General features: G+C 69.7%; 17 protein-coding genes and 1 pseudogene. 9 read left to right on the top strand and 9 right to left on the bottom strand.

The window, feature by feature from the left end:
* Window positions 1–14 precede the first annotated feature (14 nt).
* The 3 genes from N1028_RS04565 to N1028_RS04555 are packed head-to-tail and all read right to left on the bottom strand — an operon-like array spanning window position 15 to window position 3,049.
* Complete coding sequence (locus tag N1028_RS04565; protein ID WP_259525636.1) at window positions 15–266, bottom strand: hypothetical protein; 252 nt, start codon at window positions 264–266, stop codon at window positions 15–17.
* The gene (locus N1028_RS04560; protein WP_259525635.1) at window positions 263–844 is read right to left on the bottom strand and encodes a hypothetical protein; all 582 of its coding nucleotides are present in this window, start codon (window positions 842–844) and stop codon (window positions 263–265) included. Before N1028_RS04560 ends, N1028_RS04565 begins: the two co-directional genes overlap by 4 nt.
* 39 nt (window positions 845–883) lie before the next feature.
* Window positions 884–3,049, bottom strand: a complete 2,166-nt coding sequence (locus N1028_RS04555; RefSeq protein WP_259525634.1) for an MMPL family transporter — start codon at window positions 3,047–3,049, stop codon at window positions 884–886.
* Between the two features lie 65 nt (window positions 3,050–3,114).
* Between N1028_RS04555 and N1028_RS04550 the strand changes: the two genes are divergently transcribed.
* Window positions 3,115–3,672 (top strand): MarR family winged helix-turn-helix transcriptional regulator, encoded by a 558-nt coding sequence (locus N1028_RS04550; protein WP_259525632.1) that lies wholly within the window; start codon window positions 3,115–3,117, stop codon window positions 3,670–3,672.
* 98 nt (window positions 3,673–3,770) lie between these two features.
* Here N1028_RS04550 and dnaB read toward each other — a convergent pair whose 3' ends face one another.
* The 5 genes and pseudogenes from dnaB to rpsF form a co-directional block, all read right to left on the bottom strand.
* Window positions 3,771–5,195, bottom strand: a complete 1,425-nt coding sequence (gene dnaB, locus N1028_RS04545) for a replicative DNA helicase (RefSeq protein WP_375163447.1) — start codon at window positions 5,193–5,195, stop codon at window positions 3,771–3,773.
* 363 nt (window positions 5,196–5,558) lie between these two features.
* On the bottom strand, window positions 5,559–6,011 hold the full coding sequence (rplI, locus tag N1028_RS04540; protein ID WP_259525631.1) for a 50S ribosomal protein L9: 453 nt from the start codon (window positions 6,009–6,011) through the stop codon (window positions 5,559–5,561).
* An 11-nt stretch (window positions 6,012–6,022) separates the two neighbouring features.
* A complete protein-coding gene (rpsR, locus tag N1028_RS04535; protein WP_022895757.1) occupies window positions 6,023–6,286 on the bottom strand; it encodes a 30S ribosomal protein S18 in 264 nt (87 codons plus the stop codon).
* 31 nt (window positions 6,287–6,317) lie between these two features.
* Complete coding sequence (locus N1028_RS04530) at window positions 6,318–6,857, bottom strand: single-stranded DNA-binding protein (protein ID WP_259525630.1); 540 nt, start codon at window positions 6,855–6,857, stop codon at window positions 6,318–6,320.
* Window positions 6,858–7,010: 153 nt separating this feature from the next.
* Window positions 7,011–7,361 (bottom strand): annotated as a pseudogene (rpsF, locus tag N1028_RS04525) (30S ribosomal protein S6); the annotation flags it as partial.
* Window positions 7,362–7,504: 143 nt separating this feature from the next.
* Between rpsF and N1028_RS04520 the strand changes: the two are divergent.
* Genes N1028_RS04520 through N1028_RS04510 form a run of 3 tightly spaced genes read left to right on the top strand, consistent with a single transcriptional unit; the run spans window position 7,505 to window position 10,603 of the window.
* Window positions 7,505–8,689, top strand: a complete 1,185-nt coding sequence (locus N1028_RS04520; protein ID WP_259525628.1) for a glycosyltransferase — start codon at window positions 7,505–7,507, stop codon at window positions 8,687–8,689.
* A gap of 10 nt (window positions 8,690–8,699) precedes the next feature.
* Window positions 8,700–9,527, top strand: coding sequence for a PIG-L family deacetylase (locus N1028_RS04515; protein WP_259525627.1), 828 nt, complete (start codon window positions 8,700–8,702; stop codon window positions 9,525–9,527).
* Complete coding sequence (locus N1028_RS04510; RefSeq protein WP_259525626.1) at window positions 9,524–10,603, top strand: inositol-3-phosphate synthase; 1,080 nt, start codon at window positions 9,524–9,526, stop codon at window positions 10,601–10,603. The genes N1028_RS04515 and N1028_RS04510 overlap by 4 nt, the downstream gene beginning before the upstream one ends.
* Before the next feature lie 12 nt (window positions 10,604–10,615).
* Here the strand turns inward: N1028_RS04510 and N1028_RS04505 are convergent, their stop codons facing one another.
* A complete protein-coding gene (locus N1028_RS04505; protein ID WP_259525625.1) occupies window positions 10,616–12,043 on the bottom strand; it encodes a CCA tRNA nucleotidyltransferase in 1,428 nt (475 codons plus the stop codon).
* Between the two features lie 176 nt (window positions 12,044–12,219).
* On the opposite strand from N1028_RS04505, the gene N1028_RS04500 reads away from it, so the two are divergent.
* The 5 genes from N1028_RS04500 to N1028_RS04480 all read left to right on the top strand — a co-directional run bounded on the left by N1028_RS04500 (window position 12,220) and on the right by N1028_RS04480 (window position 19,005).
* Window positions 12,220–14,493 carry a DUF6049 family protein gene (locus N1028_RS04500; RefSeq protein WP_259525624.1) on the top strand — a complete coding sequence of 758 codons (2,274 nt, stop codon included), beginning with the start codon at window positions 12,220–12,222 and terminating at the stop codon, window positions 14,491–14,493.
* A complete protein-coding gene (murJ, locus tag N1028_RS04495; RefSeq protein ID WP_259525623.1) occupies window positions 14,486–16,114 on the top strand; it encodes a murein biosynthesis integral membrane protein MurJ in 1,629 nt (542 codons plus the stop codon). The genes N1028_RS04500 and murJ overlap by 8 nt, the downstream gene beginning before the upstream one ends.
* Window positions 16,115–16,202: 88 nt before the next feature.
* Window positions 16,203–17,192: a thioredoxin-disulfide reductase gene (gene trxB, locus N1028_RS04490; protein ID WP_259525622.1), complete on the top strand. Its 990-nt coding sequence runs from the start codon at window positions 16,203–16,205 to the stop codon at window positions 17,190–17,192.
* 67 nt (window positions 17,193–17,259) lie between these two features.
* The gene (trxA, locus tag N1028_RS04485) at window positions 17,260–17,583 is read left to right on the top strand and encodes a thioredoxin (protein WP_259525621.1); all 324 of its coding nucleotides are present in this window, start codon (window positions 17,260–17,262) and stop codon (window positions 17,581–17,583) included.
* Between the two features lie 96 nt (window positions 17,584–17,679).
* The gene (locus N1028_RS04480; protein WP_375163448.1) at window positions 17,680–19,005 is read left to right on the top strand and encodes an aminotransferase-like domain-containing protein; all 1,326 of its coding nucleotides are present in this window, start codon (window positions 17,680–17,682) and stop codon (window positions 19,003–19,005) included.
* The last annotated feature ends 10 nt before the right edge of the window (window positions 19,006–19,015 follow it).

Raw genomic sequence — 19,015 nt, 5'->3', positions numbered from 1 at the left:
GGGGAGCGAGGGGGTCAGTGGCCCTTCGGGTGGTCGCTGTCCTCGTCGTCGATCTCGTGCTGCTCCAGCTCGTTGGGCTTGATCGAGAGCGAGAACATCGCCATCACGACGAGCACCACGATGAACGCGACGCCGAAGAAGATCGCGGCGAGGATCAGGTCGCGGGTGGTCAGCAGCACCGTCAGCCCCACGAAGAGCGACAGGATGGCGGACAGGACGAGCAGTTCGGCCGGCTTCAGCCGGTCGCGCCTCGAAGGTTGGTTCACGGTGTCTTTTCGATTCGGGTGGGGGACGCCTGGGCCTGGACGCCCCAGCGCAGGGAGAGACCGGCGATCACCAGCAGCAGGCCGACGATCGCGGCGTAGGCCCCGAGCATCCCCACCGCGAACACGGGATCGGTCGGGAAGAAGATGAGCACGAGTGCGAACACCACGGTGAGCGCCCCGGTGATGGCCCAGTCGCGCGCCGCCGGGTTCGTGGAGTTGCGGAGGCCGGCGTAGAGCTCGAGGAACCCGCAGATCGCCGAGTTCATGGTGGCGCAGAACAGCAGGAAGCCGAGGCCGCCGCCGTTCACCGCCAGCGCCAGGGCGCCGAACACGATGCCGGAGATGCCCTGGATGAGGAAGTTCACCCGCAACGACCGCTCGGCGAGCGTGCGCCAGGAGAGCACGGCGGTGAGAACGCCCGAGATCAGCGCGAAGACGCCGTAAGCGTAGAGACCGACCTGGGCGGAGTGGTTCGACGAGAACGTGATCACGAGCGCAGTCACGATGAACGGGATCGCCCGTGCCACCGGAACGCCCCAGTAGGGCGACCGCGGGAGGGTGCGGGGGGAGTCGGTCACTCCTGATTCCTCGATTCTGCTGGCACGCGTGCCACCAGTTTACCGAGCCGCGGCTGAGTGCCTCGCGTGTGCGGGGCCGCCGCCATCCGTCGCCCCACCCGTCTCACCGTCGCGCGAGGCATCCTGCACGGCGTTCCGCGCCGGCCGGGACGGCCACCAGAACCAGTCGCCGGTGAGGAAGACGAGGGCCGGCACGAGCACGGTGCGCACCACGAGGGTGTCGAGCAGCACGCCGATGCAGACGATCACGCCGATCTGCGTGAGGGCCACCACGGGGAGCACGCCGAGCACCGCGAACACGGCCGCGAGCAGGATGCCCGCACTCGTGATCACGCCGCCGGTGGAGCTGAGTGCCCGCACCATGCCGGCGCGCGTGCCGTGCTCGACCGTCTCTTCGCGCGCTCTCGTGGTGAGGAAGATGTTGTAGTCGACGCCGAGCGCCACGAGGAACAGGAACGCGAACAGGATGACGTTGGAGTCGAATGCCGGGAACCCCGACAGGTTCTGGAAGATCACGTTCGAGGCCCCGAGGCTCGCGAAGAAGGTGGCGAGCACGCTGGCGATGAGCAGCACGGGCGCCACGAGGCTCCGCAGGAGGAGTGCGAGGATGACGAACACGATCGCGAGGATGAGCGGGATGATGAGCGCCTGGTCGTTCGCCGCGGCCGTGTTGGTGTCGAGGGCCGTGGCATCCGCCCCGCCCACGAGGGTCTCGCCGACCTCCCCGCCCGCGGCGGCGTAGTCGGCGCGCAGCTGCTCCACGGTCGCGAACGCGGCGTCGCTCTCGGGCTCGGCCGCGAGGGTGGCATCGAGGCGGGTGAGACCGTTCGCGCTCTCGCCCGGGCGCACCGACTCCACGCCGTCGACCGACTCGGCGACGGTCGTGGCCTCGGCGACCACCGCATCCGGGGTCAGGATGACGGTCTGACCCGTGAGGCCGGCCGAGAACGAGTCGTCGACGATGCGCTGGGCCACGACCGACTCGGGGTCGCCGATCAGCTGGTCGGTCTGCGAGAGCCCCACCTGGTAGCCCGTGAGGCCTACGGCGAGCACACCGATGCCGAGGGTGGCGACGATCGCGACCACGGCGGGGCGGCGGCGCACGCCCTCGCCGAGCCGGGTCCAGAAGCCCGGCTTGGCGGCGGCATGGTGGTGCCCCTCGGCTCCGTGCACGCGCGGCACGAACGGCCAGAACAGTCCGCGGCCGCACACCACGAGGGCGGCCGGCAGCACGAGCAGGGCGAAGAGGATGGCGATGGCCACGCCGATCGCGCAGGCCACTCCGAGCGCGCGGTTGCCGGCGAGCTCGGCGAACAGCAGGGTGAGGAGGCTGAGGGCCACTGTTCCACCGCTGGCCGCGATGGCGGGGCCAGCGCTCGTGACGGCGGTGAGCATGGCGCGGTTGCGGCTCTCCTGGCGCGTGAGCTCCTCGCGGTAGCGGGCCACGAGCAGCAGGGCGTAGTTGGTGCCCGCACCGAAGACCAGCACGCTCAGGATTCCCCCGATCGACGCGTCGATCGTGATGCCGAGAGGGTCGGCGAGGCTCGTCACCACGACGCGTGCGAGCCCGTCGGCGATGCCGACGACCGCGAGCGGCACGATCCAGAGCACGGGGCTGCGGTAGGTCACGATGAGGAGCACCGCGACGACGATCACCGTCACGAGCAGCAGCCGGAAGTCGGCTCCCGCGAAGGCGTTGGTGATGTCGGCCTGGAATCCGATGGGCCCCGTGAGGAGGGCCTCGAGGCCGTCCGGAAGCCCCGCGTTCGCGTCGTCACGGAGGGTGGTCGCCGCCTGCTCGATGCCGCCCTCGGAGTCGGGGCCGTACTCGGCGCCATCGAGGGGCACGGCGAGGAGGGCGGCCGTGCCGTCGTCGCTGACCTGCGGCACCACCGCCTGGGGGGCGAGGCTCAGCTCGGCGAGTCTCGCCGCGCTGGCGGTGATGGCCGCCGTGTCGGCCTCGGTGAGGGCGTCGCCACCCCGGCTGTAGACGAAGATGGCCGCGGTCGTGTCGGCATCCGGGAACTCCTCGAGCAGGGCGCTGACCTGCTTGGCATCGCTCGAGTCGGGCAGGCCGCTCGGCGGGTAGGCGTCGCTCTCGCCCTGGGGGAGGAGGGCGAACAGCAGTGCGATGGCCACGGCGGCGGCGCCGAGCGCGATCCAGGCGGTGCCGCGACCGCTCACGAAACGGGCGATGGCGCGCATGACTCTCCTAGTGGCTCGGAATATAGCTAAGCAACTTAGCTACGTATGGGTTTAGCATGTCAGTCATGGTGGATGACCGCAACTCGCGCCCCGCCGCACCCGCCACGCCCGCCACCCCTGCAACCCCCGCGGAGGACGCGCCGTGGTCGCGCGACGAGCTGCGCAACCAGCAGCCGATCGAGCCGAACCCCATCAACGACTCGCTGCGCGAGATCAACACGCTCTCGCGGGCCTTCGAGCGGCGCCTCGGCAGCGTGCTCACCGTGAATCCCACCGATCTGGCGGCCATGGAGCACCTGATCCAGGAGGGGCCGCTCACCCCGAGCGATCTCGCAGCACGCCTGGGCGTGACCACGGCGGCCTCGACCCTCGTGGTCGACCGACTCGTCGCGCTCGGCCACGTCGAGCGGCATCGGCACGCGTCGGACCGCCGGAAGATCGTGGTCGTCCCGTCCCGCTCGTCGGTCGAGCGAGCCATCGACGAGCTCATGCCCGTGATCGCCGGGGTCGCCGGCCTCGTCGACGACCTGGCCCCCGCCGAGCGCGAGCTCATCGCCGGCTTCCTCGGGCGCGTGATCGCGCTCTACCGCTCGGCGGTCGCGGCCCCCCTCGACCTCCCCTGACCTCGGCCGAGACGACGGAGATCGCGGGGGTGGGTGGCGAACGACGGAGCCTCCGCGACTGTTCGCCACGAAGCTCCGTCGTCTCCGCCAGCGGCCGGCTAGGCCGGGGGCATGTCCGCGAAGCGGGAGAAGTGGCCGTGGAAGCCGACCGTGATGGTGGCGGTGGGGCCGTTGCGGTGCTTGGCCACGATGAAGTCGGCCTCGCCCGCGCGCGGGTTGTCCTTCTCGTAGGCGCCCTCGCGGTGCAGCAGGATCACCATGTCGGCGTCCTGCTCGAGCGATCCGGACTCACGAAGATCGCTGATGGCGGGCTTCTTGTCGGAGCGCTGCTCGGGGCCACGGTTCAGCTGCGAGAGGGCGATCACGGGCACCTGGAGCTCCTTGGCCATGAGCTTGAGCGCCCGGGAGAACTCCGAGACCTCCTGCTGGCGGCTCTCGACCTTCTTGCCCGACGTCATGAGCTGCAGGTAGTCGATGACCACGAGCTTGAGGCCGACCTTCTGCTTCAGCCGCCGGCACTTCGAGCGGATCTCGACGAGCGTCATGTTGGGACTGTCGTCGATGTAGAACGGCGCGTCGTTGATGCGACCCCGGGTGGAGGCGAGGGTGGTCCAGTCGCGACCTTCGATGCGGCCCTTGCGCATGCTCTGCAGGGGCACGGATGCCTCGGCCGAGAGCAGACGCATCGCGATCTCCGAGCGCCCCATCTCGAGCGAGAAGAAGATCGAGGGCATGTCGTTCTTGATCGACGCCGCGCGGCAGAAGTCGAGCGCGAGCGTCGACTTTCCGAGGGCAGGTCGCGCGGCGACGATGATCATCTGGCCGGGGTGGAAGCCGTTGGTGAGGTTGTCGAGATCGGCGAAGCCCGTGGGCACGCCCGTGAGGGAGCCGTCCTTGCCCGCCGCGGCCTCGATCTCGTCGATCGCGGCCGTGACCGCGATGTTGAGCGGCACGTAGTCCTCGACCTCGACCCCGCCGTTGACGGAGTAGATCTCGGCCTGCGCGTTGTTGACGAGGTCGGTGACCTCACCCTCGCTCGCGTAGCCCATCTGCACGATGCGGGTGCCCGCCTCGACGAGGCGCCGGAGCACCGCCTTCTCGGAGACGATCTGGGCGTAGTAGCCGGCGTTCGCTGCCGTGGGCACGAGCGACGTCAGCGTGTGCAGGTACTCCGCTCCGCCCGCCCGTGACAGCTCACCGGACTTGGTGAGCTCGTCGGTCACGGCGATCACGTCGGTCGGCTCGCCGTGCGAGTACAGGTTGAGGATCGCCTCGAAGATCACCTCGTGCTTCGGGATGTAGAAGTCGACCGAGCGCATGACCTCGACCACGTCGGCCACGGCGTCTTTGCTCAGGAGCATGCCGCCGAGGGCGCTCTGCTCGGCGAGCAGGTCGTGCGGGGGAGTGCGCTCACCGGCGCGGGGCTGACGCTCGCCGCCACGACCACCCTGGTCGCTCGGCCCCCACTCGCCGCCGCGGTCGCTCGGTCCGTCGCCCGCTAGTCCCAGGTGGGCAATCGACACGTCTACTCCTCGTCTGCCGCGCCGTGCGCACGGCCCAACTTCTGCTGCGACCCCATCCGACCACCCGCCACCGACACCACACAAACACACGTGTGGATAACTCTGTGGAGGAACTGCGCGAAACGCCGGGCGGCTTGTGCGAAAGGTGTGCAGTATCCTGTGGAGAACTTCACCAGTTCCTGCCTAATAGCACGCATGACCAGGGTTTTCACATTTCTACACCCTGTGAGTGAAGACTTCCTTCGACCGGCACTTGAAGCTTCGGGAGGCGGTGGAAACCTGTGTATAGAACTGGGGAGAATCCGGGCAGCGAAAAGGGGTGCCCCGCGCCCGAAAGCGCGGAACACCCCTTGACAGGCGGTGCTACTTGGCGGCGACCACCAGGAGCGAGATCGTCGCCGAGAGGTCATCGCGCAGTCGCACGGTGGCCTCGTGGTTGCCGACGACCTTGATGGCCACCGGGATCTCGATCTTGCGCTTGTCGAGCGATCCGATGCCGGCCGCCGACACCGCGTCAGCGATGTCCGAGGTCTTCACCGAGCCGAACAGACGACCGCCCTGGCCCGCCTTGACGGTCAGCTTGACCGTGGCGTTCTCGAGGGTCTGCTTGAGGTGCTGGGCCTCTTCGACCGTGGCGAGCTCGCGAGCGGTGCGGGCGGCCTTGATCGACTCGACCTGCTTCTCGCCACCGCGGCTCCACGCCACGGCGAAGCCCTTGGGGATGAGGTAGTTGCGGGCGAAGCCGTTCTTGACCTCGACGACATCGCCGGGGGTTCCGAGACCGGTCACCTCGTGGGTGAGAATGAGTTTCGACATGGTGCTGCTCCTTAACGGCCCGAGCCGGCGTAGGGCAGAAGTGCCATTTCGCGGGCGTTCTTGACGGCACGGGCGATGAGGCGCTGCTCCTGGACGGAGACTCCCGTGATACGGCGAGCGCGGATCTTTCCACGCTCCGAGATGAACTTGCGGAGGGTCGCGACGTCCTTGTAGTCGATCACGCCGACTCGGATGGACTTCGCGGGGGCGGCGTTCTTCGCGCCCTTGGCGCCGCGGAGCGGCTTGCGGCGGTCGCCGCTTGACTTTCCAGCCATGGTTGGATTCCTGTTCTAGAAGAAGAGAAGTTTAGAAGGGGGTGTCGTCGGAGTAGCTGCCCGGAGTGTTCCAGACGTCGCCACCACCGTTCGCACCGGCCGAAGAGGGAGCGGATGCGGCCCACGGCTCGTCGACAGCAGGCTGCCCACCGCGGTTTCCGCCGCCACCGCCGCCGAACGATCCGCCGCCGCCACCGGCGCCACCACTGGTGGCACGGGTGACCTGCGCGGTCGCGTAGCGGAGCGAGGGACCGATCTCGTCGACCTCGAGCTCGATCGAGGTGCGCTTCTCGCCCTCTTTCGTCTCGTAGGAGCGCTGACGCAGGCGGCCGGTCGCAACGACCCGCATGCCCTTGGTCAGCGAACCGGCGACGTGCTCCGCGAATTCGCGCCACACCGACGCCCGGAGGAACAGCGCTTCGCCGTCCTTCCAGTCGTTCGACGCGCGGTCGAAGGTGCGGGGCGTCGACGCGATCGTGAAGTTCGCGACCGCGAGCCCGTTCTGCGTGTAGCGCAGCTCAGGATCGGCGGTGAGGTTGCCCACCACGGTGATGACGGTTTCGCCGGCCATGACGGACTACTCGCTCGCCTCGGTCTTGGGCGCCTCTGCCTTGGGGGCCGCGGCAGCCGGCTTCGACTCGGCGGGCTCGGCCTTCGCGGCGGGCTTCGACGCAGCGGCCTTGACGGCAGCGGCGGGAGCAGCCGTGCTGGCGGCACCGGCGGGAGCAGCAGCGGCCTTCGGGTTGGCTGCCTTGCGGGCGGCCTTCTCGTCGGCGAGCTTCTGAGCGGCGGCGACCTGGGCGATGGCCTCCTCGGCACGCAGCACCTTGGTGCGCATGACGGCCTCCGACAGCTTCAGCTGACGGTCGAGCTCCTTGGTGGCGTCGGCGTTCGAGGTGAGCTTCACCACGGCGTAGATGCCTTCGGTCTTCTTGTTGATCTCGTAAGCCAGGCGACGGCGACCCCAGATGTCGACGTTGTCCACGGTGCCACCATCGTTGCGGATGACGTTGAGGAACTTGTCGAGACTCGGGGCCACGGTGCGCTCATCGATCTCGGGATCGAGGATGACCATGAGTTCGTACTGATGCGTCACAAACCCACCTCCTTCGGACTAGAACGGCCACAGACTCTCTGTGACAGGAGGGTTATGCATCGGTCCGGCACACGCGTGAAGAGCTCCACTGGGCGCAGGACAACCTGGTTAGCCTAGCAGACATGAGCTTTCGTGTCGCCCTGATCTCGCTGCACACGTCTCCGCTCGCCGGGCCGGGGTCGGGCGACGCCGGCGGCATGAACGTGTACCTCGTGGGACTCGCCGAGGCATTGGCCCAGGCGGGCACCGAGGTCGAGCTCATCACGCGGGATGCGGGGGAGGGGGCGACGGACGCCCGGACGCCGGGTGGGGTGCTCGTGCGGTTCCTGCGGGCGGGCCCTCGCGCCCCCGTGCCCAAGGGGGAGTTGCCGGCACAGACGCCGGAGTTCGCGCGCTCTCTCGCGCAGCTTCCGCGCTTCGACGTCGTGCACTCCCACTACTGGCTCTCGGGGCTCGCCGGGCTCGAGGCCGCCCGCGCCTGGCGCGCTCCGCACATCCTGAGCCTGCACACGGTGGCGGCTCTGAAGAACGAGCGGCTGGCACCCGGAGACCGGCCGGAGCCGGCCGAGCGGCTGAGCGGCGAGCGGATGCTCGTGCGGGCCTCCGCGCGCACGGTCACGGCCACCGACGCCGAGCGCCTGGCCGTGCTCGACGCTGCCGGGCCGGACCTCGACGACGGGCGGGTCGTGGTGGTGGCCCCGGGTGTCGACCCGTCGCTGTTCCATCCACGCGAGCCTGCCGCACCCGATCCCTATCTCCTCGTGCTCGCGCGCATCCAGCCCCTCAAGGGGATCGAGCTCGCGATCGAGGCGGTGTCGGCCCTCCCCTGCCACCGCAGGCCCCGGCTCATCGTGGCGGGAGGCACGAGCCCGGGGCATGACGACTACGCCGCCGCTCTCCGGGCGCTCGCCGAGCGGAGTGCCGCCCGGGTCGAGTTCCTCCCCGCCCAGTCGCGGTCCGCCACGGCCGGACTGCTCGCCGGGGCCGCCCTGCTGCTCGTCCCGTCCCGCTCCGAGACCTTCGGCCTCGTGGCCCTCGAGGCGGCGGCGAGCGGCACCCCCGTGGTGGCGGCAGCGAGCGGCGGTCTCGTCGAAGCCGTGGCCGACCGGTTGAGCGGAGTGCTCATGAGCGATCGCGATCCGGTGCGGTGGGCAGCGGCGATCGATCGGCTGCTGGCCGATCCCGCGCGCCTCGCGGCGCTCGGCGCCTCGGCGGCCGAGCACGCCTCACGCCACACCTGGGCGAGCACCGCCGCACAGCTGCGACGGGTCTACCGCCACGCGGTCGGGGAGTCGCTCCCCGAGTAGGGTTCGGGGAATGACCGACCTGGCCGCCTTCGGCGACGCTCCCTTCTTCCTGCACGCGCATCCGGATGACGAGTCGATCTCCACGGGAGGCACCATCGCTGCCCTGATCGAGGCCGGAGCCGAGGTCACGGTCATCACGGGCACGCGCGGGGAGCGGGGCGAGGTCGTCGCCGGCGAGCTCGAGCACCTCGAGGGCACCGACGAGCTCGCGCCGCACCGCATGGGCGAGCTCGCCGCAGCCCTCGACGCACTGGGTGGGCCGACCCACGCGTTCCTCGGCAGCGCACCGGCGCGCATCCCGCAGGCCGCCCGCCGTCTCTATGCCGATTCGGGAATGCGCTGGGGAGCCGATGGCTTCGCCGAGCCGGCGACGGATGCTCCGGTCACCGCCCTCAGCCTCGCCCCGCTCGCCGACGTGGTGGGCGACCTGCTCGCGGCGATGCTCGACGATGCGCGCCGCCCCGCCTTCAGCTCGATCGTGAGCTACGACGCCCGCGGCGGCTACGGGCACCCCGACCACGTGCGCATGCACGACGCCGGCCTCGAGATCGCACGTCTGACCGGCCGCCCTTTCCTCGCGATCGTCGAGCCGCGCATCCACGACGCCCCCCTGCCCGCCGGCGAGGAGCTCTCGGTCGACCTCCCGCCGGCGGCGCTGGCGGCCAAGACCGCGGCGATGGCAGCCCACCGCAGCCAGCTCACGGTCGACCCGGATGCCGGGACCTTCACCCTGAGCGGCGGCCAGACGCATCCGGTGGCGGAGGTCGAGCATTTCCGCAGGGTGCACCCGGATAGGATCGTTCAGTTCTGTATACAAGAAGGAAGCTGCACCGAATGAGCATCAAGGTCGCCATCGCCGGGGTCGGCAACTGCGCGAACTCCCTGATCCAGGGCGTCACCTACTACGCCGACGTTGCGGAGGACGAGGCCATCCCCGGTCTCATGCACGCCCGCTTCGGACCGTTCCACGTGGGTGACATCGAGTTCGTGGCCGCTTTCGACGTCGACGCCGCGAAGGTCGGAGCCGACCTCGCCGACGCCATCTGGGCGAGTGAGAACAACACCCTGAAGTTCGCCGACGTCGCGCCGACAGGCGTCACCGTCAAGCGGGGCCCCACCCTCGACGGCCTCGGCGAGTACTACGTCGACATGATCGAGGAGTCGGCGGCCGAGCCCGTCGACGTCGCGGCTGCGCTCCGCGAGAGCGGCGCCGAGGTGCTCGTGTGCTACCTGCCCGTGGGGTCGGAGCAGGCCGCCAAGCACTACGCCCAGGCCGCGCTGGATGCCGGGGTCGCGTTCGTGAACGCCATCCCCGTCTTCATCGCGAGCGACCCGGAATGGGCCGCGAGGTTCGAGGCGGCGGGCCTGCCGATCGTCGGCGACGACATCAAGAGCCAGGTCGGCGCCACCATCACGCACCGCGTGCTCGCCCGCCTGCTCGAGAGCCGCGGCATCAAGCTCGACCACACGTACCAGCTCAACGTGGGCGGCAACATGGACTTCAAGAACATGCTCGAGCGCCGCCGCCTGGACTCGAAGAAGATCTCGAAGACCCAGGCCGTGACCTCCAACATCGACATCGACCTGCCCGCGGGCGACGTGCACATCGGCCCGAGCGACCACGTGCCGTGGCTGAACGACCGCAAGTTCGCGTTCGTGCGGCTCGAGGGCCACGGCTTCGGCGGAGCTCCGATGAGCCTCGAGTACAAGCTGGAGGTGTGGGATTCGCCGAACTCCGCCGGTGTCATCATCGACGCCGTGCGCGCGGCGAAGCTCGCCCTGGACGCCGGACTCGGTGGCCCGGTCGAATCGGCGAGCGCCTACTTCATGAAGTCGCCTGCGGTGCAGCTGCCCGACGACGTGGCGCGGGCCGACCTCGAGGCCTTCATCGCCGAGAACACCCCCGCGACCTGATGGGTCCGGCGGCTAGGAGCGGGCCGCCCACCAGGCGAGCAGGCGCTCCGTGGCCTCCTCAGGGGGCAGCGGCCCCTCGTCGAGCCGCAGCTCGAGCAGGAACGCGCGCGCCTGGCCCACCTCGCGGCCGGGCGCGATGCCGAGGATCCGCATGATCTGCTCACCGTCGAGGTCGGGCCGCACCGAGTCGATCTCCTCCTGCGCCGCGAGCGTCGCGATCCGATCCTCGAGGTCGTCGTAGGCGAAGGCGAGCTGGTCGGCCTTCCGCCGGTTGCGCGTGGTCACGTCGGCCCTGGTGAGGATGTGCAGGCGCTCGAGCTGGTCGCCGGCGTCTCGCACGTAGCGCCGCACGGCCGAATCGGTCCACGCCCCGTCGGTGTAGCCGAAGAAGCGCAGGTGCAGCTCGATCAGCCGCGAGACGGCGGCGATCGTGTCGTTGTCGAAGCGCAGCGCCCGCAGCCGCTTGCGGGCGAGCTTCGCCCCCACCACGTCGTGGTGGTGGAACGACACCTGACCGCCTGGCTCGTTGCGCTTGGTGGCGGGCTTGCCGATGTCGTGCAGCAGTGCGGCGAGGCGCAGCACGAGGTCGGGCGAGGGGGAGGTGTCGCGCGAGCGCTCGAGGTCGATCGCCTGCTCGAGCACCGTGAGGCTGTGCTGGTAGACGTCCTTGTGGTGGTGGTGCTCGTCGCTCTCGAGCTGCAGCGCCGGGATCTCGGGGATGATCAGCTCGGCCAGCCCGCTCTCGACGAGCAGTTCGACTCCGCGGCGCGGCGCATCCGTCTTGAGCAGCTTGGAGAGCTCGTCGTTGATGCGCTCGACCGAGATGATGGAGATCGACTCGCGCATCTCGGAGATGGCGACCGCCGCATCGACCGCCACGGTGAAGCCGAGCTGGGCGGTGAACCGGATGGCGCGGAGCATGCGCAGCGGATCGTCGCCGAACGACACCTCGGGGGTGCCCGGAGTGCGCAGCACTCCCGCGATGAGGTCGTCCATGCCGCCGGAGGGGTCGACGAGCTTGAGCTCGGGCACCCGCAGCGCCATGGCGTTGACGGTGAAGTCGCGCCGCAGCAGGTCGCCCTCGAGGGTGTCGCCGAACTCCACGGCGGGCTTCCGCGTGGTGTGGTCGTAGCTGTCGGATCGGTAGGTGGTGATCTCCACGGTCTCGCCGTCGATGCGCGCGGCGATGGTCCCGAAGGCGCGGCCCACGTCCCACTGCGCCTGGGAGATCGGCGTGACGATGGCGAGGATCTCGTCCGGGGTGGCGTCGGTCGTGAAGTCGAGGTCGGTGATGGCCCGGCCGAGGAACGCATCGCGCACCGGGCCGCCGACGAGAGCGAGCTCGTGACCGGCGGCGGCGAAGGCCTCCGCGAGCAGACGGACGGGGCCGCCGGCGGCGAGCTCCGCCAGGAAATCGAGGGACTGCTGAACCGGCTGCACCGGCCCATTTTAGCGGGGCCGCCCGTGCCCCTCCGCGGCCGGCGCGGGCGCGGCCCTGCGGCCGGTCCGGGTGCGGCCCTGCGGCTGGCCCGGGTGGCTCGCACTTCTTCCAGGCCCGTTCTCCTACAATCGGCAGTACGGACGGAACCGGCTTCGAGCCCCGCCCGCCATCGACTATGTACTCACCTGCGCGACGACTTGCTCGAGTTGCGCCCGCGATCGCAGCCACCGCGCTCATCGCCGGTGCTCTGCTGGCGACCCCGATGACCGCCCGGGCGACGGAGACCCCCGCCCCGGTCGCGACCGACGCCCCCGCAGCACCGGCCGCAGGAGACGCCGGCGTCTTGCTCGCCCTCGCGCCGGCCTCGAACGGCGTCGTGGCGGCCGGCGCAGACCTGGTGCTGACGGTGGAGGTCACCAACGCCGGCAGCGCAACCCTCCTCGAGGGCTCCCTCGAGATCGGGGTCGCCGACGAGTCCGTCTCGAGCGGCACCGAGCTCACGGCATGGCTCGCTCCCGACGCACCGGATGCGGCGGCCGGCAGCGCCGACGACGTCACCTCCACGATCGCCACCGGCACCACTCCCGCCCTCGCCCCCGGCACCTCCCACACGGTGCAGCTCACCGTGCCCGCGGCCGCCATCGACTCCGGAGCGGGCGTGCAGGGCATCGACGCACAGCTGACGGTGGCCGGCACGGTCGCCGCGGCCGCCCGCTCCACGATCGTGATCGACGACGGCTCCCTCGCGGCGGGGGGAGTCGCCGACGTGACGGTCATCGCCCCCATCACCTCGGTGGCCTCCACGACGGGCCTCATCCAGCCGGCCGCCCTCGAGGCGTTCACGAACGACTCCGGTCTCCTCACCCGCGAACTGGATGCCGTGGTCGGTCGCCCGGTCACCATCGCGATCGACCCGCGCATCATCGTCTCGATCCGCGCGCTCGGCAGCACGGCCCCGGCCTCGGCGGTCGACTGGCTCGAACGGCTCGCGGCGGCCCCCAATCCGATCATCCCGCTGACGTTCGGCGACTCCGACCTGAGTGGCGAGCACCAGGCCGGAGCGGCCGCCGTGCTCGCACCCACCTCGTTCTCCTACGCCCTCGACGCCGCCGACTTCGCCGAGGCCGACGACGTCATGGAGCCCGAGCCCGCCGCCGACGGCGCCGAGGGCACGGAGGCCGGCACGACCAGCACCCCGACGCCGTCCGCCACGCCGACCGACGACGCGCAGCCCACCGAGCCCGTGGTGCCCACGCTCGAGCAGCTGATGGCGTGGGACTACACCTCCACGGCGATCGCTTGGCCCCGCGCCGGGAGCGTCGTCGGCTCCGACCTGCCCTGGTTCGCCGCGTCGGGCCTCACCACCACCATCCTCGACTCCGAGCAGCTCGCGGTCGCCGACGATGCGGCGGGTGATGACGCGCTCCCCGCCGTCGTCTCGGCAGGCGATCAGACGGTCCTCGTCTCCGACCACGCGGTCTCGTCTGCTCTGCAGGGCGCACTCGCGGCCTCGAACGACACCGCGAGGGCCGAGGCCCTCGCCGAGCTGAGCTCCGCGCTCGCCCTCAGCGCGACGGATGCCGGTGCCGGCGCGGGCGACGTCCCCGTTGCATCCACTCGCCCCGTGCTCGCCGTGCTCGACCGCACGAACCTCGACCACACACAACTGGGCCAGGCGCTCGACGCGCTGCAGTCACTGCCCTGGGCCACCACCGCGCCCCTGCAGGGCCTCCTCGACACAGCCCCCACCACCGCGGCCACCGTGGTCGACGCCCCGCAGCCGCCGGAGCGCGTGGCGAGCATCGCGCGCCTGCTCGGCAGCTCCCAGGCCGTCGACGCCTTCTCCTCCGTGCTCGCCGAGCCCGCACTGCTGAGCGGATCCGACCGCGCCGACCTGCTCGCCCTGTTGTCGAACTCGTGGACGACGAACACCGGCGGCTGGAACGTCGCGGTCGACTCGAGCGTCGAGGCGTCCGCCACCACTCTCGCCTCGGTGCAGGTGGTCGAGGGTTCCAACATCAACCTGCTCTCGAACCAGGCCGACCTGCCGATCACCCTCAGCAACGAGCTGCCCTACCCCGTGACCGTCGTCGTGCAGGTCACGCCCTCCAACGGCCGGCTCGTGGTCGACGAGAACCGCACCGAGGTCACCATCGAGGCGTCGTCGAGGCGCGGCACGCAGGTGCCCGTGACGGCCGTGGCGAACGGATCGGTGACCCTCACCATCCAGCTGCTGAGCCCCAGTGGCGTGCTCATCTCGGCTCCGTCGCCCGTGCGGGTGAACGTCAGCGCCGAGTGGGAGACGCTCGGCACGGTCTCGGTGGCGGCCCTCGCGGTCGTGGTGTTCGGCATCGGGCTCGTGCGCGTCATCCTGCGGCGTCGCAAGGCGGGGCGCACGGCCGGCGACGACATCCCCGCACCCACTGCCGAGACGACGCCGCGTGGCTGACGGCATCGGCCGCGCCAGCGCCCTGCTCGCCTCGGGCACGACGGTGTCGCGCATCCTCGGCTTCGTCAAGGCCATCGTGCTCGTGCAGACGATCGGCGCCTTCAGCCTCGGCGGCAACGCCTTCGCGATCGCCAACCAGCTGCCGAACACCATCTTCGTCATCGTCGCGGGCGGCATGCTCAACGCCGTGCTCGTGCCCCAGATCGTGCGGGCCTCCTCGCACGCCGACGGTGGCAGCGGCTACATCAACAAGCTCGTCACCGTGGCGCTCACGGTGCTCGCGGCGGCCGCCGTCGTCGCGACGCTGCTGGCACCCGTGCTCGTGCAGGTGGTGGCCGGGCTCGCCGGCGAGACGCCAGACTCCGTGCTCGAGCTCGCCGCATCCTTCGCCTACTGGACCCTGCCGCTGATCTTCTTCTACGGCCTCTACTCGGTGCTCGGCGAGGTGCTCAACGCCCGCCGCTCGTTCGGGCCCTTCACCTGGGCGCCGGTGCTCAACAACATCGTCGCCATCCTGGGGCTCATCGGCTTCAACCTGCTCTTCGCCCCCACGGCGGCGGATGTCGACACCCTCGTCTACTGGACCCCGGACAAGGTCATCTGGCTGGCCGGCACCGCCACCCTGGGCGTCGCCGCGCAAGCGCTCATCCTGTTCGCCTTCTGGCGCAGGATCGGCCTCCGCTACCGCCCCGACTTCCGCTGGCGGGGTGTGGGCCTCGGCCGCACCGGACGCATCGCCGGGTGGACCTTCGGCATGCTCATCGCGACCCAGATCGCGGGGCTCGTCGAGACCAACGTGGTCGCCACGGCGGCGGGCGGCGGCGACGCCTCGACGGCCGTGCTCACGAACAGCTGGCTCATCTTCATGCTGCCGCACTCGATCGTGGCGGTCTCCATCGCCACCGCTTACTTCACGCGCATGAGCGAGTACGCGAGCACCGACGACCTCGCGGGCGTACGCACCAACCTGTCGTCGTCGCTGCGCATCATCACGGCGTTCATGATGCTCGCGATGATCGGCCTGATCGTCTGCGCCTACCCGATCTCGAGCTTCTTCACGAAGACCTTCGGCGAGAGCGTCTCGATGGGCCAGGTGCTCATCGGGTTCCTGATCGGACTCCCGGCCTTCAGCGTGCTGTTCCTCGTGCAGCGCGCGTTCTACGCGCTGAGCGACACCCGCACGCCGTTCTTCATCACCCTGTTCCAGGTGATCGTGTTCTCGATCGCCGCCCTCGGAGTGCTGTTCCTCGTGCCCAAGGAGTTCGTGGGCGTGGCCGTGGCCATCGCGCTGTCGGCCGCGGGCATCGTGCAGACGCTGGTCGCCGCCATCCTGATCCGTCGCCGACTCGGGGGAGTGGGCGGGCGCACCGTGCTGCTCAGCCTCCTGCGCTTCACCGTCGCCGCCGTCCCGTCGTTCGCGGTGGGCATCCTGCTCGGCGCCGTGCTCGGCATCGCCTCGCCCGAGGGCTTCGGAAGCGCCTCGGTCTTCGGCTCCATCGTGTCGATGGTGATCATCGGCGCCGCCATGACGGCGGTGTACCTCGGGTCGCTCCTCCTCCTGCGATCGCCAGAGCTGAAGGATGCGCTGCGGCCCGTCCTCGGGCGCCTGCGACGCTCCTGAGCGCCGGAATACTGCGCCGTTAGGATGGGTTGTACCGGCAGTGAGCGCACTCCCGGTGTGCCCGCGATCATCCTCCAGGAGTAACGACATGCGCGAGATCATCATCATCGGCTCAGGGCCCGCGGGCTTCACGGCGGCCATCTACGCCGCTCGTGCCGGGCTGTCACCCCTCCTCCTCGCATCGAGCGTCCAGGCCGGCGGCGAGCTCATGAACACCACCGAGGTCGAGAACTTCCCCGGCTTCCCCGACGGCATCCAGGGCCCGGAGCTCATGATGAAGCTGCAGGAGCAGGCCGAGAAGTTCGGCACCGAGGTCATCCTCGACGACGTGACCTCGGTCGACTTCACGGGCGAGGTCAAGAAGGTCGAGACCGGCTACAGCGGCACGTTCGAGGCGCGCTCGGTGATCTTCGCGACCGGATCCGCCTACCGCAAGCTCGGCCTCCCCGACGAGGAGCGGCTCTCCGGCCGCGGCGTCTCGTGGTGCGCCACGTGCGACGGCTTCTTCTTCAAGACCAAGACCATCGCGGTCGTGGGTGGCGGCGACTCCGCCATGGAGGAGGCTACCTTCCTCACCCGCTTCGCCGACAAGGTCTACGTGGTGCATCGCAAGGACACCCTGCGGGCCTCGAAGATCATGCAGGAGCGGGCGTTCGCGAACGAGAAGATCGAGTTCGTCTGGAACTCCGAGGTCGTTGGCATCTCGGGCGAGAACGCGGTCGAGGGCCTGACGCTGAAGAGCACGACCGACGGCAGCACCTCTGAGCTGCCCGTGCAGGGCCTGTTCGTGGCGATCGGCAACGACCCCCGCGTGCACCTCGTGCACGGCCAGCTCGACCTCACGGTCGACGGCACCATCGCGGTCGCCGGCCGCTCCTCGAAGACCAACCTCGAGGGCGTCTTCGCGGCGGGCGACGTGGTCGACCCGCAGTACCGTCAGGCCGTCACCGCGGCGGCCTCCGGAACCGTGGCTGCCCTCGACGCCGAGCACTTCCTGGCCGCGCTCGACCAGGTGGAGGACGGCGAGACGGCTCGTGTCATCGCCGACGTGGTCGACGAGCTCGTCGCCGCCGACTGACCCGATCACCCTCGAAACCGAGAATTCCAGAACTCACACACGTACGATCCCCACGAAAGAAGGAACGATGTCCAACGCCAAGGCAGTCTCCGACGCCAGCTTCGATGCCGACGTCCTGAAGTCCGAGAAGACCATCCTCGTCGACTTCTGGGCCGAATGGTGCGGCCCGTGTCGCGCCGTCGCCCCGATCCTCGACCAGATCGCCGACGAGCACGGCGACAAGATCGAGATCGTGAAGCTCAACGTCGACGACAACCCCCAGACCGCCATGAAGTACCAGATCACCTCGATCCCGGCGCTCAAGGTCTACCAGGGTGGCGAGGTCGTCAAGACGATCATCGGTGCGAAGCCGAAGGCGGCCCTCGAGGCCGATCTCGCGGCCTTCATCTGAGGCCCGCCCCACCAGTTCCACCGAAGTGGCCCGTCGCCTTTGGCACGGGCCACTTTCGCATGTCCTACGATGGAATTTCGGTCTACGTCGGGATGTATGTCAGTGAGCAGCCAGAACCCCCCACAGCAGTCGGGTAACAACCTCGATCCGTGGTACTCCAACTATGCCGCGCGCACCGCGGGCCTCGCCGCCTCGGAGGTGCGCGCCCTGTTCGCCGTGGCCTCGCGACCGGAGGTGGTCTCTCTCGCCGGTGGCATGCCGGCGGTCTCGGCCCTGCCTCAGGAGCTCGTGATCGAGTCCATGAACCGCGTCATGCGCGATCAGGGTTCGGTGGCGCTGCAGTACGGCTCTGGCCAAGGGGTCCCGAAGCTCCGGGAGCAGATCCTCGAGGTGATGGCCATGGAGGGCATCAAGGCGAGTGCCGACGACGTCGTGGTCACCACGGGTTCTCAGCACGCGCTCGAGCTCGTGTCGAAGCTCTTCCTCGATCCGGGTGACGTGGTGCTGGCCGAGGGCCCGAGCTACGTCACGGCCGTCGTGATCTTCCGGTCCTTCCAGGCCGAGACCCATCACGTGGCGATGGATGCGCACGGCATGATCCCGGAGTCGCTCCGCGAGAACATCGCACGGCTCAAGGCAGAGGGTCGCCGCATCAAGTTCCTCTACACGATCCCGTCGTTCCAGAACCCCGCCGGGGTCACGCTGTCGTGGGAGCGCCGACTGGAGATCCTGCAGATCGCACGCGACAACGAGATCCTCGTGCTCGAGGACAACCCCTACGGCCTCCTGCACTTCGACGCACCGCCGCCGCCCGCGCTCCGCTCGATCGAGCAGGAGGGCGTGATCTACCTCGGCACCTTCTCCAAGACCCTGGCGCCGGGCTTCCGGGTGGGCTGGGCGCTCGCGCCGCACGCCATTCGCGAGAAGCTCATCCTCGCCAACGAAGCAGCCGTGCTCTCGCCCTCGTCGTTCAGTCAGCTGGTGGTGTCCGAGTATCTCGACAGCATCGACTGGCGTGCTCAGGTGGACCGCTTCCGCGGTGTCTACCGCGAGCGAAAAGAGGCCATGATCAGCGCTTTGAGTGAGTACCTGCCGAATCTGTCGTGGACGGATCCGGATGGCGGCTTCTACGTCTGGCTCACGCTGCCGCCGAATCTCGATTCGAAGCAGATGCTTCCGCGCGCGGTCAAGGAGCTGGTGGCCTACACCCCCGGCACCGCGTTCTACGCCGACGGGGGAGGGCGCAACAACATCCGCCTGTCGTTCTGCTACCCCACGCCCGAGGCGATCCGGGTCGGCATCCGTCGCCTGCAGAACGTCATCAACGGGGAGCTCGACCTGCTCGAGACCTTCTCCGCCACCGGGCCGCTCCAGACGGTGCGCGACCGCAGCTTCTCAGCTCCGCCGCCGAACCTCGACTAGCCCTCGACCT

This window comes from Herbiconiux oxytropis (assembly GCF_024979315.1).
Taxonomy (GTDB): Bacteria; Actinomycetota; Actinomycetes; order Actinomycetales; family Microbacteriaceae; genus Herbiconiux; species Herbiconiux oxytropis.
This window is presented reverse-complemented; position numbering and strand designations above follow the sequence as displayed.